Here is a 20,708-nt window from a genome sequence, read left to right as displayed (position 1 = left end):
AGCGAAATTGCTGTTAAATGGCTATCGTTAAATCAAGCAATGACACCTGTCCAGGGACGGTCTGATGTGATGGCCAACAACAGTTATTACCCCCTTCCACTACGACAACTGAGTGGATACCTGTCGGGATTGGTTAAAGGGCGCCTCTGGCTCAAAGTGCTCGTTGGCATGGGCCTCGGGCTCATAGTCGGCACTCTGCTTGGTCCCTCCGTTGGGCTAGTCGCCCCGAATACCGGCACCCTGATCGGCAATTGGCTGGCCTTTCCCGGCCAATTGTTCCTGGCCACCATCCAGATGATCGTCATCCCGCTGGTGATTGCTTCCGTGGTGAGGGGGCTCGCCGCCAGCGAAAACCTGGATCAGCTACGGAGGCTGGGGGTCAGAGTCACCACGTTTTTCGTGATCACCACTGCCATCGCCGCCGCAATCGGACTGTGGATCGGCAGCCTGGTGAACCCGGGCAGCATGATGAAGGGACTGGTGGCACCCGAATCTTCTGAGGCCGGCAATGCCGTCAAGGACCTGCCCAGTGCGGTGGACCTGCCCCAGACCTTGATCGGTCTTCTCCCTGGCAATCCCCTGGATGCCATGGTCGAGGGCCAGATGCTTCAGGTAGTGCTGTTCTCGATCATTGTGGGCATTGCGTTGGTGAGTATGGAGCAAAACAAGTCCCGCCCCATGCTGGACCTGCTGGACTCGCTGCAGCAAATTTGCATGACGGTGGTGGGTTGGGCCATGCGTTTGGCCCCCTACGCGGTGTTCGGGCTGATGGCCCAACTCACCACCACCATCGGCGTCTCAGCCATGCTTGGGATGGCCTCCTACGTCGCCACCGTGGTTCTGGGGTTGTTGATCATGCTCGGGGTCTATCTCCTGATCCTCCGCGTTATCGGGGGACAGGCTCCGATCCGATTCCTGCGGGATACCCGCGATGTGCTGTTACTGGCCTTTTCCACCTCCAGCTCCGCGGCAGTTATGCCACTGTCCATCAAGACAGCCGAGGACAAGCTGGGGGTTCGCCCCTCGGTGTCGCAATTCGTGATTCCGCTTGGCGCCACCATCAACATGAATGGCACAGCCCTGTACCAGGCGGTCGCCACCATCTTTCTGGCCCAGGTCTATGGCATCGAGCTGGGCATGGGCAGCATGGCGTTGGTCGTGGCCATGGCCGTCGGCGCCTCCATCGGCTCACCCGCCACGCCCGGGGTGGGCATCGTCATCCTTGCCATGGTCCTGCAAACGGTCGGTGTTCCCCCGGCCGGCATTGCACTGATAATGGGCGTGGACCGTATCCTGGATATGTGCCGCACCGCGATCAACGTCACCGGCGACCTGGTGACGTGCCGCCTGATGGAGAACTGGTCAGGCCGGCGGTTGGACTCCAGCCCCGCGGCGGAGCAACCCTGACCACGACAGGGCGATCCATTTTCCGGTACCCTGAAATCACCACCTGTTACCGGGAGTCCCCATGACCACTGTTCAGATCGACATTGTTTCCGACATCGCCTGCCCCTGGTGCGCCATCGGCTATGCCCGCCTGGAAAAGGCGATCGCCGAACTGGCGCCGGAAATGGACTTCAGGGTCGAATGGCACGCCTTCGAGCTCAACCCCGACCCGTCCGGGGACGGCGAGCCGATCCTGCCGGCACTGGCCCGCAAGTACGGCCGCAGTGAGGCGGAAATGCAGACCAACCAGGCCCAGATGATGGAGATTGCCCGGGACCTCGGGCTGAACTTCGACAAGCTGCAGGAACGCCACACCCGCAACACCTTTGACGCCCACCGCCTGGTGAAGTGGGCCGGGGAACAGGGCAAGCAGACCGAGATGAAACAGGCCTGCTTTGACGCCTACTTTGGCCGCGCCGAGAACATCACCGATCCCGGGGTGCTGGTGGCCTGCGTCGAGAGCATCGGCCTGGATGGCGAGGCAGCCCGGGCGGTGCTGGCCACCGACCGCTACGCCGACACCGTGCGTGAGGACGAGGCGCGCTATCAGCAGGCCGGCGTCTCGGCCGTGCCCGCGTACATCGTCAACCAGAAGTACCTGATTTCCGGTGCCCAGGAGCCCGACACGCTGGTCAGCGCTTTCCGGGAGATTGCCGCCGAACCGTGAGCTTTTAACGCTGTGCTAAAGTGAAAGACGGATCCACAAAGGGAGGGAAGGAAATGCTCTATTGGTCCGTGGTTTGCCTGATCATCGCGATCATTGCCGGTGTTCTGGGTTTCGGCGGTATCGCTGGCGCAGCAACAGAGATTGCCAAGATTCTGTTCTTCATCTTTCTGGTGCTGCTGGTGGTTTCTGTGGTGGTCAACGTCGTCCGCGGCCGGGGCCCCAAGGTATAGGGCCGTCGCCGGCCACGGGACGAAGTTAATGTCCTACCCCATCACTTAGAGGTTCACTCCCTGTGCCCGGGCCATGGCCCTGGCCGCTTTCGGTCCGGTCCACAGGGACGGCAGGATAATCAGCGACACCGGAATGGCGGTGAGCACGATGAACTGCTGCAGCACACCGATCTGCCCTGCCCCCATGTACAACAGAATCGCCGCCATGACCGCCATGGCACCGCCCCAGAACGCCCGTACCAGATAATGCGGCTCATCATGGCCGGCACCGACGGTGGCGATGGCGTAGCTCATGGAATCCCCGGTGGTGGCCACGAAGATGGTGGTGAGCAGCAGGATGGCAGCCGCCATCAGGGTGCCACCCGGCAGCGCCTCGGCCACGGTCAGGGTCGCGACATCGAAGGAGAAGCCATTGAGCGCCTCGGTCAGATCAAAAGTCCCCGCCAGCTGATGGTAGATCCCCGAGCCACCCAGCAGGGTGAACCAGATGGAGGTGGCCACCGGCGCCAGCACCGCCACCGCCAGGATGGTCTGCCGGATGGTCCGGCCGCGGGAAATGCGCGCCACGAAGATGGACATCAGCGGGGTGTAGCCGATGAACCAGGCGAAGAAGAACACCGTCCACCACTTCATCCACCAGTCCGGCGCCGTCTCGGCGGTGACCGTCGACATCGCGAAGAACGAGGTCAGGTACTCACCCACGGACGACAGGTAGGTGTTGGTCAGGAACAGGGTCGGGCCGAAGATGAAAATCACCGCCGCGATCACCAGCGCCAGGATCACGTTGAACCGGCTCAGCAACTGGATGCCCCGGTGCAGGCCGCTGACCGCGGACGCCATGTAGACACCCGCCAGCAGGACCAGGATGGTCAGCTGGGTGGAGTAGTCGTCGGCAATGCCGAACAGTTCGTGCAGGCCGAAGCTCATCTGGGTCGCCAGAAAGCCGATCGGACCGACAGTGCCGGCCACCACGGCAATCACGCACAGGGCGTCGACCAGGCCGCCAAACCAGCCCTGCATCACCCGCTCACCCAGTACCGGGTACAGCAGGGTGCGCGGCTGCAGCGGCTTGCCCTGAACGTAATGGGCGTGCGCCAGTACCAGTGCGGTCAGTGAGCCGAGCACGGCCCAGGCCAGAAAGCCCCAGTGCATGAAGGACTGGGCCATGGCCGGCGCCACCGCCTCGGCGGTTCCGGCTTCGGCGGTGAACACCGGTGGCGACACCACGAAATGGTAGACCGGCTCACCGGCGGCGAAGAAGACACCGCCGCCGGCCAGCAGGGTGCAGAGGATCATCGACAGCCAGCGGAAGGTGCCGATCTCCGGCTCGGTACGGCCACCCAGCCGGGCCTGGGCCGAGCGGCTGAACGCCACGCCCAGGGCAATGAAAAAGGTTGCCAGCAACAGCAACTGGAAAAACGACCCGAGGTACTTGGCCGTCCAGCCAAAGCCCGCGCCTATCACCGACGCCAGGCCCTCGGCGTCATTCAGGGACCAGCCCACGAACAGCAGGATGAACCCCATGGTCAACGACAGCACGACCGGGTCACCCAGTCGCTGCAAACCAGTGGTGTTGTTAACGGGAAGCGCAGTACTACTAGAAGACATGAAACTCGCCAGTTTTTGAATGGGTCGCGAACCCTACTGACGCAAACCTGTCGTTTGTATCGGTAATTCTACCGAATGCGTCAGGCCCCGAGGCCCTGAACCACCGCCTCGCAGACCTCATCCTGATTCCGGCCTTGCCCGCTCACGGTCAGATCGGCGTAACGGGTGTAGAGCTGATAGCGTTCCTCGAACAGCTGGTCGAGGGACTGGTCGGGCCGCCGGGAAATGCCCCGGGCGCTGTAATCGCCAATGCGCTCGATCACCAGAGGCAGGGGGATGTCCAGAAACACCACGCGACTGTTCGCTTTCAGGTGCGCCATGGCGGCGGCACTGTAGACCGCACTGCCGCCGGTGCTGATGATCTGGTGCTGCACGTCCAGGGCCAGCAGCACCTGCTCCTCGATCTGGCGCAGGGCCTGGTAGCCGTCCTGGTCGACGATGTCCTGCAGGGTGCGTCCCGCCTGCTCCTGGATCAGCAGGTCGGTATCGACAAACCCCATGCCCAGGCGCTTGGCCAGCAGAACGCCGACGGTGCTCTTGCCGCTGCCGGGCATGCCGATGAGCACCAGGTTCTGGTCGGGATTCAGTGTTGTCATGGGCACTCCGGAGAATTTGTCTGGGCCTGCTGTAACAACCGCGATCGCGGCTTGTCTGAAGACTATACCGACACCCATGAGGAAAACGCCATGATTCGATCCGTAGCACTCTCCACCTTGCTGTCAGCTCTGCTGATTATCGTCTCCGGTCTGGCCCAGGCCGCCGAAGACCCGGTGTACACCGGTCTGCTGTCGAACACCGGAGCGGGCGGTTACGACGTGGTGAGTTACTTTGACGCGGGAGAGGCCACCAAGGGCTCGTCCAGCCACACCGTCGAATACCTGGGGGTAAACTGGCGCTTTGCCAGCGCCGAGAACAAGGCCAAGTTCGGGGCCGACCCGGCCGCCTACGCCCCGGTCTACGGCGGCTATTGCGCCTGGGCGGTGAGCCAGGGCTACCTGGCCAAGGGCGACCCGAAACACTGGACCGTGAAGGACGGCAAGCTGTACCTGAACTACAACCAGGACGTGCAGGACCGCTGGCTGGCCGACCGCGACAATTTCATCCGACTGGCGAATGAGAACTGGCCGGCAGTACTGGAACAGTAACGGTTCTCCAACAATTCGTGCGGTTTCAATGACCTGGTAAAGCACTATAATCAGGGCAGCAGGGATTGCCAACCGATCTCTGGACGTTGACCGGAACCGCACGGATATCGCATGAGACCAGGCCAGACACCCACTGCCCTAGCCGTTGTTGCGCTCGCCACCGCTTTGACCCTGACCAGTGCCGGCCAGGCCAGCGCCCAGGGTGTGCAACGCATCGTCCATCCGGATGGCACGGTCGAATTCACCAACGTCAACGCCAAACAGCCCCGCGCCTCCAGCGGCAACGACACCGTCTACCGCTACACCGATGACAACGGCGTGGTCGCCTACAGCAGCGTCCGCCCGGCGGGGGCCGAATTTGATGTGATCCGGTTCCATTGCTACGCCTGCGATCCGAACTCCAGCGTCGACTGGCGTAAGACGCCGCTGTTCACCCACCCCTATCGCAACGAGATCCGCACCATCGCCCGGGAATACGGCGTCGATCCGGCCCTGGTCCGGGCGGTGATTCACGCCGAATCGGCGTTCAATGAGAAGGCGCTGTCACCGGTCGGTGCCCAGGGTCTGATGCAGTTGATGCCGGGCACGGCCCGGGAGCTGGGGGTGGAAAACGCTCTGGTGGCGGAACAGAACATCCGCGGCGGCGTCACCTACCTGGCCAAGATGCTGCAGCGGTTTGACGGCGATGTCCGGCTGGCCACCGCCGCCTACAACGCCGGTCCCGGCGCCGTGACCCGCTACCGTGGCGTGCCGCCCTATGCCGAGACCAAGGCCTACGTGCATCGGGTTGGCATCCTGCACGAGCGCTACGCGGCCAACTAGGTCGCGATCAGCCGACCGCCAGCCAGACCCCCACCAGCATCATCAGGCTACCGGCCACCCGGTTGACCGTACGCACCCCGCCGCCCTGGCGCAGCAGCTTGCGCAAGCCCTTGCCGCCGTGGGCGTACAGCTGCAGGCACAGGAATTCCAGCGCCAGGATGATCAGGATCAGTGCGGTCAGCTGCGGCGCCATGGGCAACTGGCTATCGATAAACGGCGGCAGCAGCGCCACGAAAAAGGCCCAGCCCTTGGGATTGGCGATGGCGGTGACAAAGCCCTGGGTGGCCAGCTGGCCGGCCGAGGCCTGGAGCGCCGCCGGGTCTTCGTTCTCGGGCATGGCCATCTTGCCGCGGGAGCGCCACATCTGGATGCCCAACCACACCAGGTAGGCACCACCGGCGTACTTGAACACCGCAAACGCGGTCGGGTACTTGAGCATGAAAGTGGCCACCCCGATGGCCGCCGATGTCGCCACTACGGCCACTCCGACCAGCTCTCCCACCATCATCCACAAGGCCCGGCGCACGCCGATGGTGATGCCCATGGACAGCGCCAGGGTCATGCACATACCTGGAGTAATTGAAACCACGAAGAAGGTGGGAATGAAGACGGATAGCAGGGACCAGTTCAGTGACAACAAAACAAGCAGCCTTTCGAGAGGTGGGTAACAGCACGGCCTCGCCTGGCAAACAGCCCTTATAGCGTATGAGGCTGACCGCTATTGGTTAAGAAGTCATTGTTACTACGCGTTTTTTACGAATTGCCCATACTTTCATTGAGCAGTGCTGAATCACAACCATACGAGGATCACACCATGAAAACGTTCAAGCAACTGTTTCCTCTCCTTGCACTGGTTATCGCTGCCGGACACGCCGTATCGGACGAACACAGTGAGCTGATTGCGGACGCCCTGAGCGCTGCACCAATCTCGATGCGCGACAAGGCGACAGTCATGGACTGGAACAACAATATTCTGCAAGAAGGTGACGGTAGTTATGTTTGCTATCCTACCCCACCAACCCTGCAGGGCACCGCGCCCATGTGCCTGGACGGACCGTGGCAACAATGGGCGAACGCTTGGATCAACAAGCAACCCCACACACCATCAGATCTGGGCATTGCTTACATGCTTGCTGGCGACGCCGGAGCCAGCAACGTTGACCCCTACGCAGAAGGCAAGACGGACGATAACGAGTGGGTTGAAGAAGGACCACACCTGATGATCATCGTCCCGAATTCCGACCTGTTGAACTCACTGCCCACCGACCCTCAGAACGGTGGCCCCTACGTCATGTGGAAAGGCACCGACTATGCCCACATCATGGTCCCGGTGACCATGGATTCCAAATAGCCTCTCCGGGGACGGGAGCTCTGCCTTTCGTCCCCGCACTTGTGGCCTTGTCAATCTGGCAGCGCCTCGAGATACACGTTCAGAGCCTTCGGACTGATTACCGTAATACGCCCATAGTCCAACTTAAGCAGACCCTCGCGCTCCAAGGTTTTAATCACCCGGTGCACCCCCTGGCGGGTCATGCCCATCATGTTGCCGATGTGCTCCCGGGTCAGCCGGAAGGTGACCGGACGGTCCCGGGCGTCGCCGTGGCCCTGGATCTGGGCCAGGAACAGCAGGCGACGGCCCACCCGGGCCTCGATGCCGCGCAGGGCGTCGTCGGCGATGATCGACATGGCCGACCAGAGCCGTCGGCTCAGCAGATCCAGGGCCACCGGGTAGGCCTGGGGATAGCGCGCCAACAGCTTGCGAAAGCCCTCGCCCGGCAGTTCGGCAATGCGGGCCGCGTCGTGGGCGGTGGCGCCGTAGACCCGCGGGGTGCCGGGAGAAAACACGGTATCCCCGAACCAGGCGCCGGGGCCGAAGATGATCAGGGTTGCCTCCCGACCCTCGGCATTGACCGAACTGATGCGCACCGTGCCCTCGGCAATGACGCACAGGGACGACTGCATGGAGCCCTTGTCGTAGATGCCCTCGCCCGCGTGAAAACTGCGCCAGCGCGCCAGGTCCTCGGCTTCGGCAAAGCCGGCGTCGGGCAGGCCGCCGAGCAGCGGGCAGGCACGCAGTACTTTTTTCAGTTCCGACATGACGGCGCTCCCTGGCTGTCGCGAATGATCCGACCTCAAATGTAATTCATTTGACAGTCTTGTGCTCGTCCAACTGCCTACACTGACCCCGGAGCTCACCCATGACACGACAACAACCACAAGAGAGGCCACCGATGTCTGAGCGTATCGCAATACCCTCCAAGAAAGAGGACGTCAGTGCCGAGGAATGGCAACTTCGGGTCGACCTGGCCGCGGCGTACCGCCTGATTGCCCTGTACGGCTGGGACGACCTGATTTTCACCCACCTGTCGGCGCGCATTCCCGGCGACGAGCACCATTTCCTGATCAACCCCTACGGCATGATGTTCGAGGAAATCACCGCCTCGAGCCTGGTGCGCGTGGACCAGGACGGCAACAAGCTGAACCCGGACGATTTCGACATCAACCCGGCGGGCTTCACCATTCACAGCGCCATCCACGCCGTGCGCGAAGACGCCCTGTGCGTCATGCACACCCACACCACCGCCGGGGTGGCGGTGTCGGCCCAGCAGGATGGCCTGCTGCCACTGTCCCAGCAGAGCCTGTTCCCGCTGTCCAACCTGGCCTACCACGACTACGAGGGCGTGGCCCTGCGTGAGGACGAGAAAGCCCGGTTGCAGAAGGACCTGGGCAGCAACAACTTCATGATCCTGCGCAACCATGGCCTGCTCACCACCGGCGGCAGCATCGCCGACGCCTTCCTGGGCATGTACATCCTGCAGAAGGCGTGCGAGGTGCAGATCCAGGCGCTGGCCGGCAACCGGGCGATGACACCGATTCCCGACGGCATTGTCGACACCATCCGCCAGCAATCGGAGCAGGTCACCCGCGGCATGGGTGGCAAACTGGCCTGGCCGGGCCTGCTGCGCAAACTTGACCGGGTCAACCCGGGCTTCCGGGACTGAAGGAGCGACCGCCATGAACGATGTAACCGCACCCAAAGCCAGCTTTACCCACATGAAGAACGGCACCGCCGAAGACTGGCAGACCATCGCCCGCTCGTTCGGGGATTTCGCCAAGGCCCTGCCGGACCGGATTCTCGATCACCTGATGCTGCTGGAGGGCGATTTTGGCGGCTTCCCGGTGGACCGCCTGACCCACTGCCTGCAAACCGCCACCCTGGCCCACCGGGACGGCAAGGACGACGAGTACGTGGTGTGCGCGCTGCTGCACGACATCGGCGATACCCTCGGCTCCTACAACCACGCCGACGTGGCGGCGGTGCTGCTGGAGCCCTTCGTGAGCGAAGCCAACCACTGGATGGTCAAGCACCACGCCATCTTCCAGGGCTACTATTTCTTTCATTACCTGGGCATGGACCGCCACCTGCGGGACAACTACAAGGACCACCCGCACTTCATGCGTACCATTGAGTTTGTCAGCAAGTACGACTCGCCGGCCTTTGATCCGGCGGCCGAGACCCTGCCGCTGTCCTACTTCGAGCCCATGGTGCGCCAGGTGTTCGCCAAGCCGGTCCGCTCGCTGTACAAAAAGGCGGTGTGAGCGCCCCGGGCGGCATCGACCACCCACTCTGCGCTATCCTTGGGAAAACGGCTGGGCTATCCAGCCGTTGGCCACGCCCACCAACCGCAGAGAACCGATGAACTTCAAACGCCTGGAAACCTTTATCTGGGTGGCCACGCTGGGCAGTTTCCGCAAAGCCGCCGAACGCCAGCACACCACCCAACCCGCCATTTCGACCCGCATTGCCGCCCTGGAGGAGGAGCTGGGGGTCAAGCTGTTTGAACGGGAATCCGGGCGCACCTTGCTGACCACCAAGGGCCAGGAGCTGCTGCCCTACGCCGAGAAAATCGTGTTCATGTCCGAGCAGCTGCGCAAGCGGGCAGACCGGGTCGCCCTGCTGTCCGGCATCCTGCGCCTGGGGGTGTCGGAGACCATCGTGCACTCCTGGCTGCCGCATTTCTTCCGTGCCCTGCACGAGACCGTGCCCCGGCTGGATGTGGAGATCACCGTCGATGTCACCGGCAACCTGCGCAACGGCCTGATGGACCGCAGCCTGGACCTGGCCTTCCTCATGGGCCCGGTGTCCGAGCCCAAGGTGCAGAACCGGGACCTGTGCAGCTTCCCGCTGATCTGGGTGGCGAGCCCGGACCTGGACCTGCCCCGGCGCACCCTGAGCCTGGAGGAGATTGCCCAGTGGCCAATCATCACCTACGCCCGCAACACCAAACCCTTCGCCGAGATCAGCCAGAAATTCAGCGAACTGGATGAACTGCCGGCCCGCTTCTACTCGTCCAGCTCGCTGGCGGCCTGTCGACGGCTGGCCCTGGATGGCATCGGGGTCTCGGCCCTGCCCCTGAGCGTGATCGCCGATGGCCTGCACAGCGGCCGGCTGATCCAGCTGGACGTGTGCTGGACGCCCTCGCAACTGGCGTTCACCGCCTCCTACCCCAGTGTGCCGTTCAATCCGGTGGCGGAACTGGCCGCCAACCTGGCCGTGAAGGTGTCTGAGGACTACGCCCGGGAGGGTGATAAAGGTTTATTATCGGAAGACGTAAAAAACCATAATTAGACATTTTCACTGATGGGAATAACCTTTATTGCAGTTGTCAACTAAACTCAATTAGGGGTTCCCGACATGCAGACCGCTGATTATTCGGACTTCAAACAGAGCGTTTTGGATCAGGCCGCCTCGCTGCGGTCACGCATTCGCTCCGGCGAACACACCGGCACAACCAGTGGTGCGGCACACAGCCTGATCCAGGGCAACGTGGTGATCCTGCCGGCCGACTGGGCGGCGGACTTCCTCATGTACTGCCAGAACAACCCGGTCGCCCTGCCCCTGATTGGCGTTTCCGAACCGGGCGACCCGGCCCTGCCGGAACTGGGCCGCGACCTCGATATCCGCACCGACATCCCCGAATACCAGGTGTTCCGCGATGGCGCACGGGCGGAAACCGTCACCGACATCCGCGAGCTCTGGCAGGGCGATTTTGTCACCTTTGTCCTCGGCTGTTCGTTCTCCTTCGAGGACGCCCTGACCCGGGCCGGCCTGACCGTCCGCAATGTCGAGCAGGGCTCGAACGTGTCCATGTACCGGTCGTCCATCGCCACCCGACCAGCCGGCCGATTCCACGGCAACATGGTGGTGTCCATGCGCCCGTTCAACGGCGCCGACGCCATCCGCGCCATCCAGGTCACCACCCGGCTGCCCAAAGCCCACGGCGCGCCGGTGCACATCGGCGACCCGAGCCAGATTGGCATCGCCGACCTGGCCAAGCCGGACTTCGGGGATCCGGTCACCATCCGCGAGGGCGAACTGCCCCTGTTCTGGGCCTGTGGCGTTACGCCCCAGCTGGCCCTGGAAAACGCCCGGCCGCCGATCGCCATCACCCACGTCCCCGGGAAGATGCTGCTGACCGAGCGGCTGAATGAAGAATTGGCGGTGCTGTAACCGGCCCTGCCTGAAACCAAAGCAACAAGAACGAAAGCACGGGAGAAACGATATGTTCAAGCAACTTGCAACAGCGACGTTCCTGACCGGAGCGCTCTTTACCTCCGCTGTCAACGCGGCGCAGTGGCACATGCCTACGCCTTACGGCGATGCCAACCTGCCCACCAAAATCGCGTACGAATTTGCCGAGGACATCAAGACCGGCACCGATGGCGAGATCGACATCACCGTCCATTCCGGCGCGTCCCTGGTCAAGCACCCGGAAATCCCACGCGCGGTCCGTACCGGTCAGGTACAAATGGGTGAGATCTTCATCGGCATCATGGGCAACACCCATCCGGTGTTCAAACACGACAACATTCCGTTCCTGGCGACCAGCTTCGACGACGCCCGTCGCCTGTGGGAGGCGGCCAAACCGGAAGTGGAGAAACAGCTCGATAAGGAAGGCATGGTGCTGCTCTATTCCGTACCCTGGCCGGCACAGAGCCTGTACACCAAGGCCCCGGTCAACACCATGGCGGACCTGGAAGGCCTGAAGATGCGCGCCTACAGCCCCTCCACCTCGCGCTTGGCTGACCTGATGAACACCACGCCGACCACGGTGCAGGTGCCGGAGATCCCGCAAGCATTCAGCACCGGCATCATCGACGCCATGATCACCTCGCCGTCCACCGGCGCCAACGGCCAGGCCTGGGACTACCTGTCCCACTACACCGACATCAAGGCCTGGATCCCAAAGAACGTGGTGGTGGTGAACAAGCGCGCCTTCCGCCGGCTCAGCGATGAGCAGCGCCAGGTCATCCTGGAAGCGGCAGCCAAGGCCGAAGACAAAGGCTGGACCGGTGTCCGGGTGACCGCCGCCGAAGACACTGAAACCCTGGCCGAGAACGGCATCGTGGTGTCCGAGCCCTCCGAGGAGCTGATGAACGAGTTCCAGAAGATTGGCAACATCATGATCAAGGAGTGGGAAGCCGAGGCTCCCGAAGAAGTCGGCGCCATCCTCAAAGCCTACCGTTAAGACTCCAATCACAAGCCGCTGCTGCCCCGGGTCACCGGGGCAGACCAGCCTTGGGAGGCACATAAGATGAGTTCCTTTCGCGACAAGTTTTACATGGCATCCGGGTACGCCGCGGGCTTCTGCATCGCACTGATCATGGTGATCATTCTGATGCAGATCGTGGGCCGGATCTTCGGTTTTATCGTGCCGTCGGCCGAAGACGTATCGGGATACGCGCTTGCCGCCTCTACCTTCTTCGGACTGGCCTACACCTTCCACGAGGGTGGGCACATCCGGGTCACCCTGGTGATCCAGAAATGGGGACCGAAAGCCCGGTTTATCCAGGAACTGGCGGTCCTGATCTTCGGTCTCGGCCTGGCCTGCTACATGACCTTCTACTGCTGGCACATGGTCTACGAGTCCTACATTTTCGAGGAAGTCTCCCACGGCTATATCCCGATTCCGATCTGGATCCCGCAGATTCCGGTGGGGCTGGGCATGACCGCCCTGGCCATCGCGCTGCTGGATGACCTGGTGGCGGTGCTGAGGCAGCGCACGCCGTCCTACCAGCAGCACGAAAGCGACATCAACCTGGAGGAAATCTGATGGATACCACCATGCTTTCCATCGTCCTCGCCGTCTCCATGCTGCTGATGCTGGCGCTGGGGGTCTGGGTGTCCCTGACCCTGGTGGGCATTGGCGTACTGGGCCTGCTGCTGTCCGGCAACGAGCAGATCGGCCTGCTGTTTGCCACCTCCAGCTGGGGCGCGAGCACCGGTTGGGCCCTGACCGCCCTGCCCATGTTCATCTGGATGGGCGAGGTGCTGTTCCGCACCAAGCTGTCCGAAGACCTGTTCAAGGGCCTGTCGCCCTGGATGGGCGGCTTGCCCGGCAAACTGCTGCACGTAAACATCCTGAGCTGCGGCATTTTTGCCGCCGTGTCCGGCTCGTCCGCGGCCACCGCCGCCACCATCGGCCGGATGACCCTGCCCGAGCTGAAAGCCCAGGGCTACAGCGATCGCATGGCGGTGGGTACCCTCGCCGGCTCGGGCACCCTGGGCCTGCTGATTCCGCCGTCGATCATCCTGATCGTCTACGGTGTGGCCGCGGAAGTGTCCATCGGCCGCCTGTTCATTGCCGGCGCCTTACCCGGGCTGATGCTGGTGGCCATGTTCATGGGCTACACCATGATCTGGGCCAAGCTCAACAAAGATGAGATGCCGGTGCACAAGAAGGCACATCTGTCGTTCTCGGCCAAGTTCAAGGCGCTGCGCCTGCTGCTGCCGATTGTCGGCCTGATCGTGTTCGTGCTCGGCTCCATTTACGCCGGCTTCACCACGCCCACCGAGGCCGCCGCCCTGGGTGTGTTCGGCGCCCTACTGCTGGCCGCGGTGACCGGTTCGCTGACCGTGCACAGCTTCAAGGAAAGCCTGCTGGGGGCGGTGAAAAGCTCCTGCATGATCGGTCTGATTCTGGTCGGTGCGCACTTCCTGACCCTGGCCATGGGCTTTCTCGGCATCCCCCGGGAACTGGCGGAATGGATCGGCAGCATGTCGCTGTCGTCGTTTGAACTGCTGGTGTGCCTGACCGCCTTGTTTGTCCTGCTGGGCTGCTTCCTGGACGGCATTTCGGTGGTGGTGCTGACCGTGGCCGTGGTTATGCCCATGGTGCAGCAGGCCGGCATCGACCTGCTCTGGTTCGGCATCTTCATCGTGCTGGTGGTGGAGATGGCGCAGATCACTCCGCCGGTTGGCTTCAACCTGTTCGTGATCCAGGCCCTGACCGGCAAGGACATCCTGTACGTGGCCCGCGCGGCCCTGCCCTTCTTCCTGCTGATCATGGCGGCGCTGCTGCTGATCGGCTGGTTCCCGGAAATCGTCACCTACCTGCCCCAGACCATGCGGCAGGGCTAGGCCAAGACGCATACGTTTCAGGAGATTTGCAATGAAACTCAACTGCGACATGGGCGAAAGCTTCGGCACCTGGAGCAAGGGCATGGACGCCGACGTCATGCCCTACATCGACATGGCCAACATCGCCTGCGGCTTCCATGCGTCCGATCCGCTGACCATGGACCACACCGTGAAAATGGCCATCGCCGAGAACGTCACCATCGGCGCCCACCCGGGCTACCCGGACCTGCTCGGTTTTGGCCGACGGGACATTGACCTGCGCCCGGACGAACTCAAGGCCATCCTGGTGTACCAGATGGCGGCGCTCGATGGCATCTGCCGCACCCATGGCACGGCTATCCAGTACGTCAAACCCCACGGTGCCCTGTACAACAAAATGGCGGTCGACCACACCACCCTGTCGGTGGCCATGGCTGCGGTCCGGGACTTTGCGCCCCACTGCCCGCTGGTGGTGATGGCCACCCCGGAAGCCGACCAGGTCCGGGCCCGGGCCAAGGAGTACGGCATCGAGGTCTGGTTCGAGGCCTTCTCCGACCGCGCCTACTCCGATGAGGGCCGGCTGGTGAAGCGCTCGGTACCGGGCGCGGTGCACGAATCCACCGAGGCGATCGAGAACCAGGTGACCCAGATCATGAAGGAGGGCACCGTGACCTCAATCTCGGGCAAGCGCATCCCGATCCAGGCCGACACCATCTGCATTCACGGCGACAGCAGCCACGCGGTCGAGGCCGCCCGGCACATGCGCCAGGTGGTCCAGTCGCTATGAACATCGAGTCCATCAACGAGAGCGCCTGCATCGTCTACCTCGGCGACCAGATCAACGAGGAAACCGCAGAGCGCGTCAAACAGGCCACCGATCGCATTCGCGCGACCCTGTCGGACGTGATTACCGACCTGGTGCCCTCCTACACCTCGGTGATGGTCTGCTACGACCTGGAACGCATTGACCGCTTTGGCATCCAGTCCCGGCTGCGCCGGGCGGTGACAGGCGCGAGTGCAACCGCGCCGGACCCGAGCAGCGCCCAGACCCTGGAGCTGCCGGTGTACTACGGCCCCGAAGTGGCCCTCGACCTGGACGATGTGTGCGAGTTTGCCGGTCTGACCGCCGACGAGGTCATCCGCATCCACAGCGAGCAGAGCTACCGGGTCTACGCCATCGGCTTCAGCCCGGGCTTTGCCTTTTTGGGCAGCACCGATGCGCGCATTGCCATGCCCCGCAAGTCCACGCCGCGCCTGAAGGTGCCAGTGGGCAGCGTCGGCATCGCCGGGTCCCAGACCGCGATCTATCCCAGCGCCACGCCAGGCGGCTGGCAGATCGTCGGGCGCACCCCCAGCAAGATGGTGGACTGGGACAGCAAGTCCCTGGCCCTGGCCCAGATTGGCGACCGGGTGAAATTCCGCGCCATCGACCGGGACGAATTCATCCGACTCGGAGGCCAGTTCGATGAGCTTTGAAGTTGTCGATCCCGGCATGCTCACCCTGGTGCAGGACCTGGGCCGGTTCGGCTACCAGCACATCGGCGTGACCACTGGCGGCCCCATGGACGAGCACGCCTTCCTCTGGGCCAACCGGCTGCTGGGCAATCCGCTCAACGCGCCGCAGCTGGAAATCACCTTCGGCCGCCTGAGCCTGCTGGCCCACAGCGACACCACCATCGCCCTCACCGGCGCCGACCTGGGCGCGCGGCTGAATGACCGGGCGATCGAGCCCTGGCAAACCCATGAGATCCGCAAGGGCGACCGGCTCAGCTTCAGCATGCCGGTGTCCGGGTTGCGGGCCTATCTGGCGGTCACCGGCGGCCTGGATGTGCCTGCCCGGCTGGGCAGTGCGGCCACGGTCAGCCGGGAACAGCTGGGCGGTCTGGACGGCAGTGGCAACAAGCTGGCCAAAGGCGACCGCATTGCCCTGGGCGAGCCCAGGCCGGTGGCCAAGGCCAGTGTGCCCTACAGCGAGATTCCGGATTACCGCAAGCCGTTGCGGGTGGGCGTGATTCCCGGCTACCAGTACCGGCATTTCCCGCGCTCGGTGCAGGCGAAATTCTTCACTTCCGAGTACGAGGTCAGCCAGAACATTGACCGGATGGGGTATCGCCTGAAGGGGGAAGCCATCCACGGCGATCTGGATGGCATCATTTCGGAGGGTATTGCCTATGGCGCCATCCAGATTCCGGCGGATGGCCAGCCCATCGTGCTGATGAAGGATCGCCAGACCATCGGCGGTTACCCGAAGATCGGCTCACTCAGTGCCCTGGGCGCAGGCCAGCTGGCCCAGCGCGCGCCCGGCGCCTCGGTCAGTTTTTACCTGTCCGATGTCGCCGACGCCGAGGCAAGGCGCATGATCTTCAACCACCGCCTGCGCCAGGGCGCCCCGGGCACGGCCGGCTGATTCAACCGACCGTGCCGAGAGCGCCGGCGCGACCTCACTCGGAGGCCGCGATCAGGCTGGCGTTACCGCCCGCTGCCGTGGTGTCCACACACAGGTGACGTTCGATCACAAAGCGCTGATCCAGTTTATGCTCAGTGATCAGCGGCAGCAGAGCGCCGTCACGCTTGGCCAGGGCCAGGCGGTATTCCCGCAGCAGCGCGGTTTCGGCGCAGCTCACCACAGCCTCAAAGCCGTTGGCGGTGGCCAGGGCGTCCGGCTCCAGCTGGCCGTCGATGCCCACGATGGGCAGACCGGCCTTGGCCGCCTCGGCCACCTTGGCGTCCACACCTGGCGCCACGACCACCACCTTGTTGCCCTGGGACAGTGCCACACCGGCCTGCTCCAGCGCCGTGGCCTGATCCGGGCCCAGACACAGAACCACACCGCGGGCGTGGTTGGTAAGCCGGTTCAGCTCACCGGTCGGCCCGGGCATTTCCTCGGCGTGGGCGTCCAGCGGCGCCGGCACCTTGCCAAAGATCGGCTCGATGCGGGCAATGCGGTCGTCCGGTTTGGGCGACTTGAGTGCGTCCAGCTTGCCAATCAGGTTCTGCAGTTTCTTGGCATCGACCTTCTTGCCGCCGGCTTCGGCGGCCACCTGCACGGTGTCGCCTTTCATGAACCGGCGCACGTACTGTGGGCCACCGGCCTTCGGACCGGTACCGGACAGGCCTTCGCCGCCGAACGGCTGGGAGCCGACGATGGCGCCGATCTGGTTGCGGTTGACGTAGGTGTTGCCCACCTTGATGCGGCTTGAGATGCGCTCAACCCGGCGGTCCACCCGGCTGTGGATGCCGAACGTCAGGCCGTAACCTTTGGCGTTGACGCTGTCCACTACCTTGTCGATGTCCTTGGCCTTGAAGGTAGCCACGTGCAGCACCGGCCCGAAGATTTCCTCTTCCAGCTCCTCGATGCCGGACACTTTCAGCACCGCCGGCGACACGAACAGCCCCTTATCCGGCACCGGCAACTTCTTCAGCAGCTTGCCGTCGCGCTCGAACTTGTCGCAGTGGTCGGTAATCTTCTTGCGCGCGGTTTCGTCGATGACCGGGCCAACGTCAGTGGACAGCAGCCAGGGATCGCCGATGCCCAACTCTTCCATGGCACCGTAGAGCATTTCCAGCAGGTGCCCGGCGATGTCCTCCTGCACGTACAGCATGCGCAGGGCGGAACAGCGCTGGCCGGCACTCTGGAACGAGGAAGCCAGCACGTCACGCACCACCTGCTCGGGCAGTGCCGTGGAGTCGACGATCATCGCGTTCATGCCGCCGGTTTCGGCCACCAGCGGGGCGTCCGGCGCCATGTTTTCGGTCATCACCTTGTTGATGCGCTGGGCGGTGACGGTGGAGCCGGTGAAGCAGACGCCGGAAACCCGGGAGTCCGAGGTCAGCGCCGCGCCCACGGTGGCACCGGTGCCCGGCAGCAGCTGAATGGCATCCTTGGGGATACCGGCTTCATACATCAGCTCCACGGCGCGGATTGCCAGCAGCGAGGTCTGCTCGGCCGGCTTGGCCAGCACGGTGTTGCCCGCCGCCAGGTTGGCCAGGATCTGGCCGGTGAAGATCGCCAGCGGGAAGTTCCAGGGTGAGATGCACACCATCGGTCCGCGGGCCTCGCCGGCGTCCTTGTAGCGCAGCGCTTCGTTGGCGTAGTACTGGGAGAAATCCACCGCCTCACGGATCTCGGCGATGGCGTCCAGCAACGACTTGCCCGCCTCGCGGGTGGTCAGCGCAAACAGCTCGTCGCAGTTCTCCTCGTACAGGTCGCCGACCTTGCGCACGCACGCCGCACGCTCGTCCGCAGACATGGACGACCAGGTCTTGAAGCCGTTCTCGGCGGCGGTGATGGCGGTGTTCACGTCGGCGTCGGAGGCCATGGTGACGTGCCCCACCAGATCGTCCGGGTCGGCCGGGTTGCGCACCACCTGGACCTCGGTGCCCGCCACTTCGCCGGCGATCAGCGGACCGCCTTTCCAGCGGTGGGTGCGGTAGGCGCCGCGACCGGCTTCGATCTGCTCGACGGTGACCGGATCGGTGATGTCCCAGCCCTTGGAATTGCGGCGCTGGTCACCGAACAACTTGTACGGATGCACGATCGCCTTGCTGGAGATGTTGTCGCCCATCTCCTTGACCGAGTCGATCGGGTCCTTGGCGATCTCTTCCGGGGTGATGCGCTTGTCCACAATCTGGTTCACGAACGAGCTGTTGGCACCGTTCTCCAGCAGGCGACGCACCAGGTACGCCAGCAGGTCCTTGTGGGGACCCACCGGGGCGTAGATGCGGCACGGCACGCCACTGGCCTTGATCACCTCGTTGTGCAGGGACTCGCCCATACCGTGCAGGCGCTGGAACTCGTAGTTGTTCACCTTCCTGGCCTGGGCCAGCTCCAGGATGGTGGAGACCGAGTGCGCGTTGTGGGTCGCAAACTGCGGGTAGATCCGGTCGGTCATGTTCAGCAGCTTGGTCGCGCAGGAGACGAAGGATACGTCGCTGCACGCCTTGCGGGTAAAGACCGGGAAGCCATTCAGACCGGTCACCTGGGAGCGCTTGATTTCGGCGTCCCAGTAGGCGCCTTTGACCAGGCGCACCATGATCTTGCGGTCGTATTTCTCGGCCAGACCGTAGAGCCAGTCCAGCACGAACGAGGCGCGCTTGCCGTAGGCCTGCACCACCACACCGAAGCCGTCCCAGCCGGCCAGTTCCGGATCGGACACCAGCTCTTCGATGACATCCAGGGACAGGTCCAGACGCTCCTGCTCCTCGGCGTCGATGTTGAAACCCATGTTGGCGGCCGCGGCCTTTTTCACCAGGGTGCGGGCGCGGGGCAGCAGCTCGTCCATGACCCGCTCCTTGTTGCCGTACTCGTAGCGGGCCAGCAGCGCAGAGAGCTTGACCGAGATGCCCGGGTTCTTGCGCACATCGCCCTTGCAGGCCTTGGCAATGCTGTCGATGGCATTGGAGTAGGAGGCGTAATAACGCTTGGCGTCGTCGTCGGTGCGCGCCGCCTCACCCAGCATGTCATAGGAATAGGTGTAGCCCTTGGCCATGTATTCCTTGGCTTCGTCCTGGGCTTCGTCGATGTCGCGACCGAGCACGAACTGACGGCCCATTTCCTTCATGGCCTGACCGGCAACGGTCCGGATGACCGGCTCGCCGAAACGCTTGAGCAGTTTGCGCAGGGTGTCACCGATGGTGTTGCGCTCGGATTCTTTCAGCAGGTTGCTGGTCATCAGCAGCGCCACGGTGGCGGTGTTGATCAGCTGCGAGGAGGCCTTGCCCAGATGGGTACCCCAGGCGCCGGAGGTGATCTTGTCTTCGATCAGGTCATTGATGGTGGTGCTGTCCGGTACCCGCAACAGGGCCTCGGCCAGACACATCAGGGCCACACCTTCTTTGGTGGTCAGGCCGTACTCGGCCAGGAACTTCTCCATGATGGTGGGCTTGGCGTTCTTGCGCACGCTGCGCACCAGGTCGGCCGCCCGAGCGGAAATGGCTTCGCGTTCGGTCTGGGACAACTGGGCCCCAGCAATCATCTCATGGACGACCTTGTGCTCATCTGCGAGGTAGTAATCACGAATGGCCTGTCGGCTGTCGACAAGAGTGGGAATGTCCGATTGCTGCGGTCTCATAGTTGCACCCTCTTCGTTTTTGGTCTCGCCGGCATTCTACCGAGATCAAGACAGACTATTTGCCTTTTAAAACCTGAAAGGCAGGATATTTGACCTTTTTAGATCGCGATTTTTTAACTCTTATCTTTCAGTTAACAATTTTTTAGTCATAGAGACTTTTTGACCTTCTGTTTACCCGCCATTTTTCGGGGCCGGGCACCGATATTTTGACAGCGTTCTTGCCCGAGTTACGTCCCTGAAAAGCTAGAAGATCATGGCGTAAGCGCAAACCACGACACCGGGGCCGCTGGCAGACGATTTGCCTTCCGGTTTTCCACC

At 63.1% G+C, this 20,708-nt stretch carries 21 protein-coding genes; 16 read left to right on the top strand and 5 right to left on the bottom strand.

All coding sequences use genetic code 11. The features are described 5' to 3' along the window. Window positions 1-129 precede the first annotated feature (129 nt). The 3 genes from U5822_RS10775 to U5822_RS10765 all read left to right on the top strand — a co-directional run bounded on the left by U5822_RS10775 (window position 130) and on the right by U5822_RS10765 (window position 2,343). Window positions 130-1,407, top strand: coding sequence for a dicarboxylate/amino acid:cation symporter (locus U5822_RS10775; protein ID WP_322855627.1), 1,278 nt, complete (start codon window positions 130-132; stop codon window positions 1,405-1,407). A gap of 61 nt (window positions 1,408-1,468) precedes the next feature. Further along, complete coding sequence (locus U5822_RS10770; protein WP_322855626.1) at window positions 1,469-2,113, top strand: DsbA family oxidoreductase; 645 nt, start codon at window positions 1,469-1,471, stop codon at window positions 2,111-2,113. Between the two features lie 53 nt (window positions 2,114-2,166). Further along, the gene (locus U5822_RS10765; RefSeq protein WP_322855625.1) at window positions 2,167-2,343 is read left to right on the top strand and encodes a DUF1328 domain-containing protein; all 177 of its coding nucleotides are present in this window, start codon (window positions 2,167-2,169) and stop codon (window positions 2,341-2,343) included. A gap of 45 nt (window positions 2,344-2,388) precedes the next feature. Here U5822_RS10765 and U5822_RS10760 read toward each other — a convergent pair whose 3' ends face one another. Further along, the gene (locus tag U5822_RS10760) at window positions 2,389-3,951 is read right to left on the bottom strand and encodes a BCCT family transporter (protein ID WP_322855624.1); all 1,563 of its coding nucleotides are present in this window, start codon (window positions 3,949-3,951) and stop codon (window positions 2,389-2,391) included. Between the two features lie 80 nt (window positions 3,952-4,031). Beyond that, on the bottom strand, window positions 4,032-4,547 hold the full coding sequence (locus U5822_RS10755; protein ID WP_322855623.1) for a shikimate kinase: 516 nt from the start codon (window positions 4,545-4,547) through the stop codon (window positions 4,032-4,034). A gap of 90 nt (window positions 4,548-4,637) precedes the next feature. Here U5822_RS10755 and U5822_RS10750 point away from each other — a divergent pair, with 90 nt between their 5' ends. Both U5822_RS10750 and U5822_RS10745 read left to right on the top strand, forming a co-directional pair. Next, window positions 4,638-5,096 carry a YHS domain-containing (seleno)protein gene (locus U5822_RS10750; RefSeq protein WP_322855622.1) on the top strand — a complete coding sequence of 153 codons (459 nt, stop codon included), beginning with the start codon at window positions 4,638-4,640 and terminating at the stop codon, window positions 5,094-5,096. 111 nt (window positions 5,097-5,207) lie between these two features. Next, window positions 5,208-5,918, top strand: coding sequence for a lytic transglycosylase domain-containing protein (locus U5822_RS10745; RefSeq protein ID WP_322855621.1), 711 nt, complete (start codon window positions 5,208-5,210; stop codon window positions 5,916-5,918). 7 nt (window positions 5,919-5,925) lie between these two features. On the opposite strand, the gene U5822_RS10740 is transcribed toward U5822_RS10745, so the two are convergent. Then, the gene (locus U5822_RS10740) at window positions 5,926-6,507 is read right to left on the bottom strand and encodes a LysE family translocator (RefSeq protein WP_322856916.1); all 582 of its coding nucleotides are present in this window, start codon (window positions 6,505-6,507) and stop codon (window positions 5,926-5,928) included. Window positions 6,508-6,732: 225 nt separating this feature from the next. Here U5822_RS10740 and U5822_RS10735 point away from each other — a divergent pair, with 225 nt between their 5' ends. Continuing rightward, entirely contained in the window at window positions 6,733-7,269 is a 537-nt protein-coding gene (locus tag U5822_RS10735) for a hypothetical protein (protein WP_322855620.1), read from the top strand. A 50-nt stretch (window positions 7,270-7,319) separates the two neighbouring features. On the opposite strand, the gene U5822_RS10730 is transcribed toward U5822_RS10735, so the two are convergent. Beyond that, window positions 7,320-8,015: a Crp/Fnr family transcriptional regulator gene (locus tag U5822_RS10730; protein ID WP_322855619.1), complete on the bottom strand. Its 696-nt coding sequence runs from the start codon at window positions 8,013-8,015 to the stop codon at window positions 7,320-7,322. A gap of 134 nt (window positions 8,016-8,149) precedes the next feature. On the opposite strand from U5822_RS10730, the gene U5822_RS10725 reads away from it, so the two are divergent. The 10 genes from U5822_RS10725 to U5822_RS10680 all read left to right on the top strand — a co-directional run bounded on the left by U5822_RS10725 (window position 8,150) and on the right by U5822_RS10680 (window position 16,726). After that, window positions 8,150-8,920, top strand: a complete 771-nt coding sequence (locus tag U5822_RS10725; protein WP_322855618.1) for a class II aldolase/adducin family protein — start codon at window positions 8,150-8,152, stop codon at window positions 8,918-8,920. Between the two features lie 13 nt (window positions 8,921-8,933). Next, the gene (locus U5822_RS10720; RefSeq protein WP_322855617.1) at window positions 8,934-9,518 is read left to right on the top strand and encodes an HD domain-containing protein; all 585 of its coding nucleotides are present in this window, start codon (window positions 8,934-8,936) and stop codon (window positions 9,516-9,518) included. 97 nt (window positions 9,519-9,615) lie between these two features. Continuing rightward, window positions 9,616-10,548: a LysR family transcriptional regulator gene (locus U5822_RS10715; RefSeq protein ID WP_322855616.1), complete on the top strand. Its 933-nt coding sequence runs from the start codon at window positions 9,616-9,618 to the stop codon at window positions 10,546-10,548. Window positions 10,549-10,614: 66 nt separating this feature from the next. Next, window positions 10,615-11,430 (top strand): putative hydro-lyase, encoded by an 816-nt coding sequence (locus U5822_RS10710; protein WP_322855615.1) that lies wholly within the window; start codon window positions 10,615-10,617, stop codon window positions 11,428-11,430. A gap of 52 nt (window positions 11,431-11,482) precedes the next feature. Beyond that, window positions 11,483-12,448: a TRAP transporter substrate-binding protein gene (locus U5822_RS10705; RefSeq protein ID WP_322855614.1), complete on the top strand. Its 966-nt coding sequence runs from the start codon at window positions 11,483-11,485 to the stop codon at window positions 12,446-12,448. A gap of 66 nt (window positions 12,449-12,514) precedes the next feature. Next, window positions 12,515-13,033 (top strand): TRAP transporter small permease, encoded by a 519-nt coding sequence (locus tag U5822_RS10700; RefSeq protein WP_322855613.1) that lies wholly within the window; start codon window positions 12,515-12,517, stop codon window positions 13,031-13,033. Beyond that, a complete protein-coding gene (locus U5822_RS10695; protein ID WP_322855612.1) occupies window positions 13,033-14,340 on the top strand; it encodes a TRAP transporter large permease in 1,308 nt (435 codons plus the stop codon). The genes U5822_RS10700 and U5822_RS10695 overlap by 1 nt, the downstream gene beginning before the upstream one ends. Before the next feature lie 31 nt (window positions 14,341-14,371). Then, entirely contained in the window at window positions 14,372-15,106 is a 735-nt protein-coding gene (locus tag U5822_RS10690; RefSeq protein ID WP_322855611.1) for a 5-oxoprolinase subunit PxpA, read from the top strand. Further along, window positions 15,103-15,795, top strand: coding sequence for a 5-oxoprolinase subunit PxpB (gene pxpB, locus U5822_RS10685; RefSeq protein WP_322855610.1), 693 nt, complete (start codon window positions 15,103-15,105; stop codon window positions 15,793-15,795). Before U5822_RS10690 ends, pxpB begins: the two co-directional genes overlap by 4 nt. Further along, window positions 15,785-16,726 (top strand): 5-oxoprolinase subunit C family protein, encoded by a 942-nt coding sequence (locus U5822_RS10680; protein WP_322855609.1) that lies wholly within the window; start codon window positions 15,785-15,787, stop codon window positions 16,724-16,726. The genes pxpB and U5822_RS10680 overlap by 11 nt, the downstream gene beginning before the upstream one ends. A gap of 34 nt (window positions 16,727-16,760) precedes the next feature. Here U5822_RS10680 and putA read toward each other — a convergent pair whose 3' ends face one another. After that, window positions 16,761-20,390 carry a bifunctional proline dehydrogenase/L-glutamate gamma-semialdehyde dehydrogenase PutA gene (putA, locus tag U5822_RS10675; protein ID WP_322855608.1) on the bottom strand — a complete coding sequence of 1,210 codons (3,630 nt, stop codon included), beginning with the start codon at window positions 20,388-20,390 and terminating at the stop codon, window positions 16,761-16,763. Window positions 20,391-20,708: the final 318 nt, after the last annotated feature.

The organism is Marinobacter qingdaonensis (assembly GCF_034555935.1).
GTDB classification, from domain to species: domain Bacteria; phylum Pseudomonadota; class Gammaproteobacteria; order Pseudomonadales; family Oleiphilaceae; genus Marinobacter; species Marinobacter qingdaonensis.
Note: the sequence above shows the minus strand (reverse complement) of the source record. Positions and strands in the feature narration are given on the sequence as shown.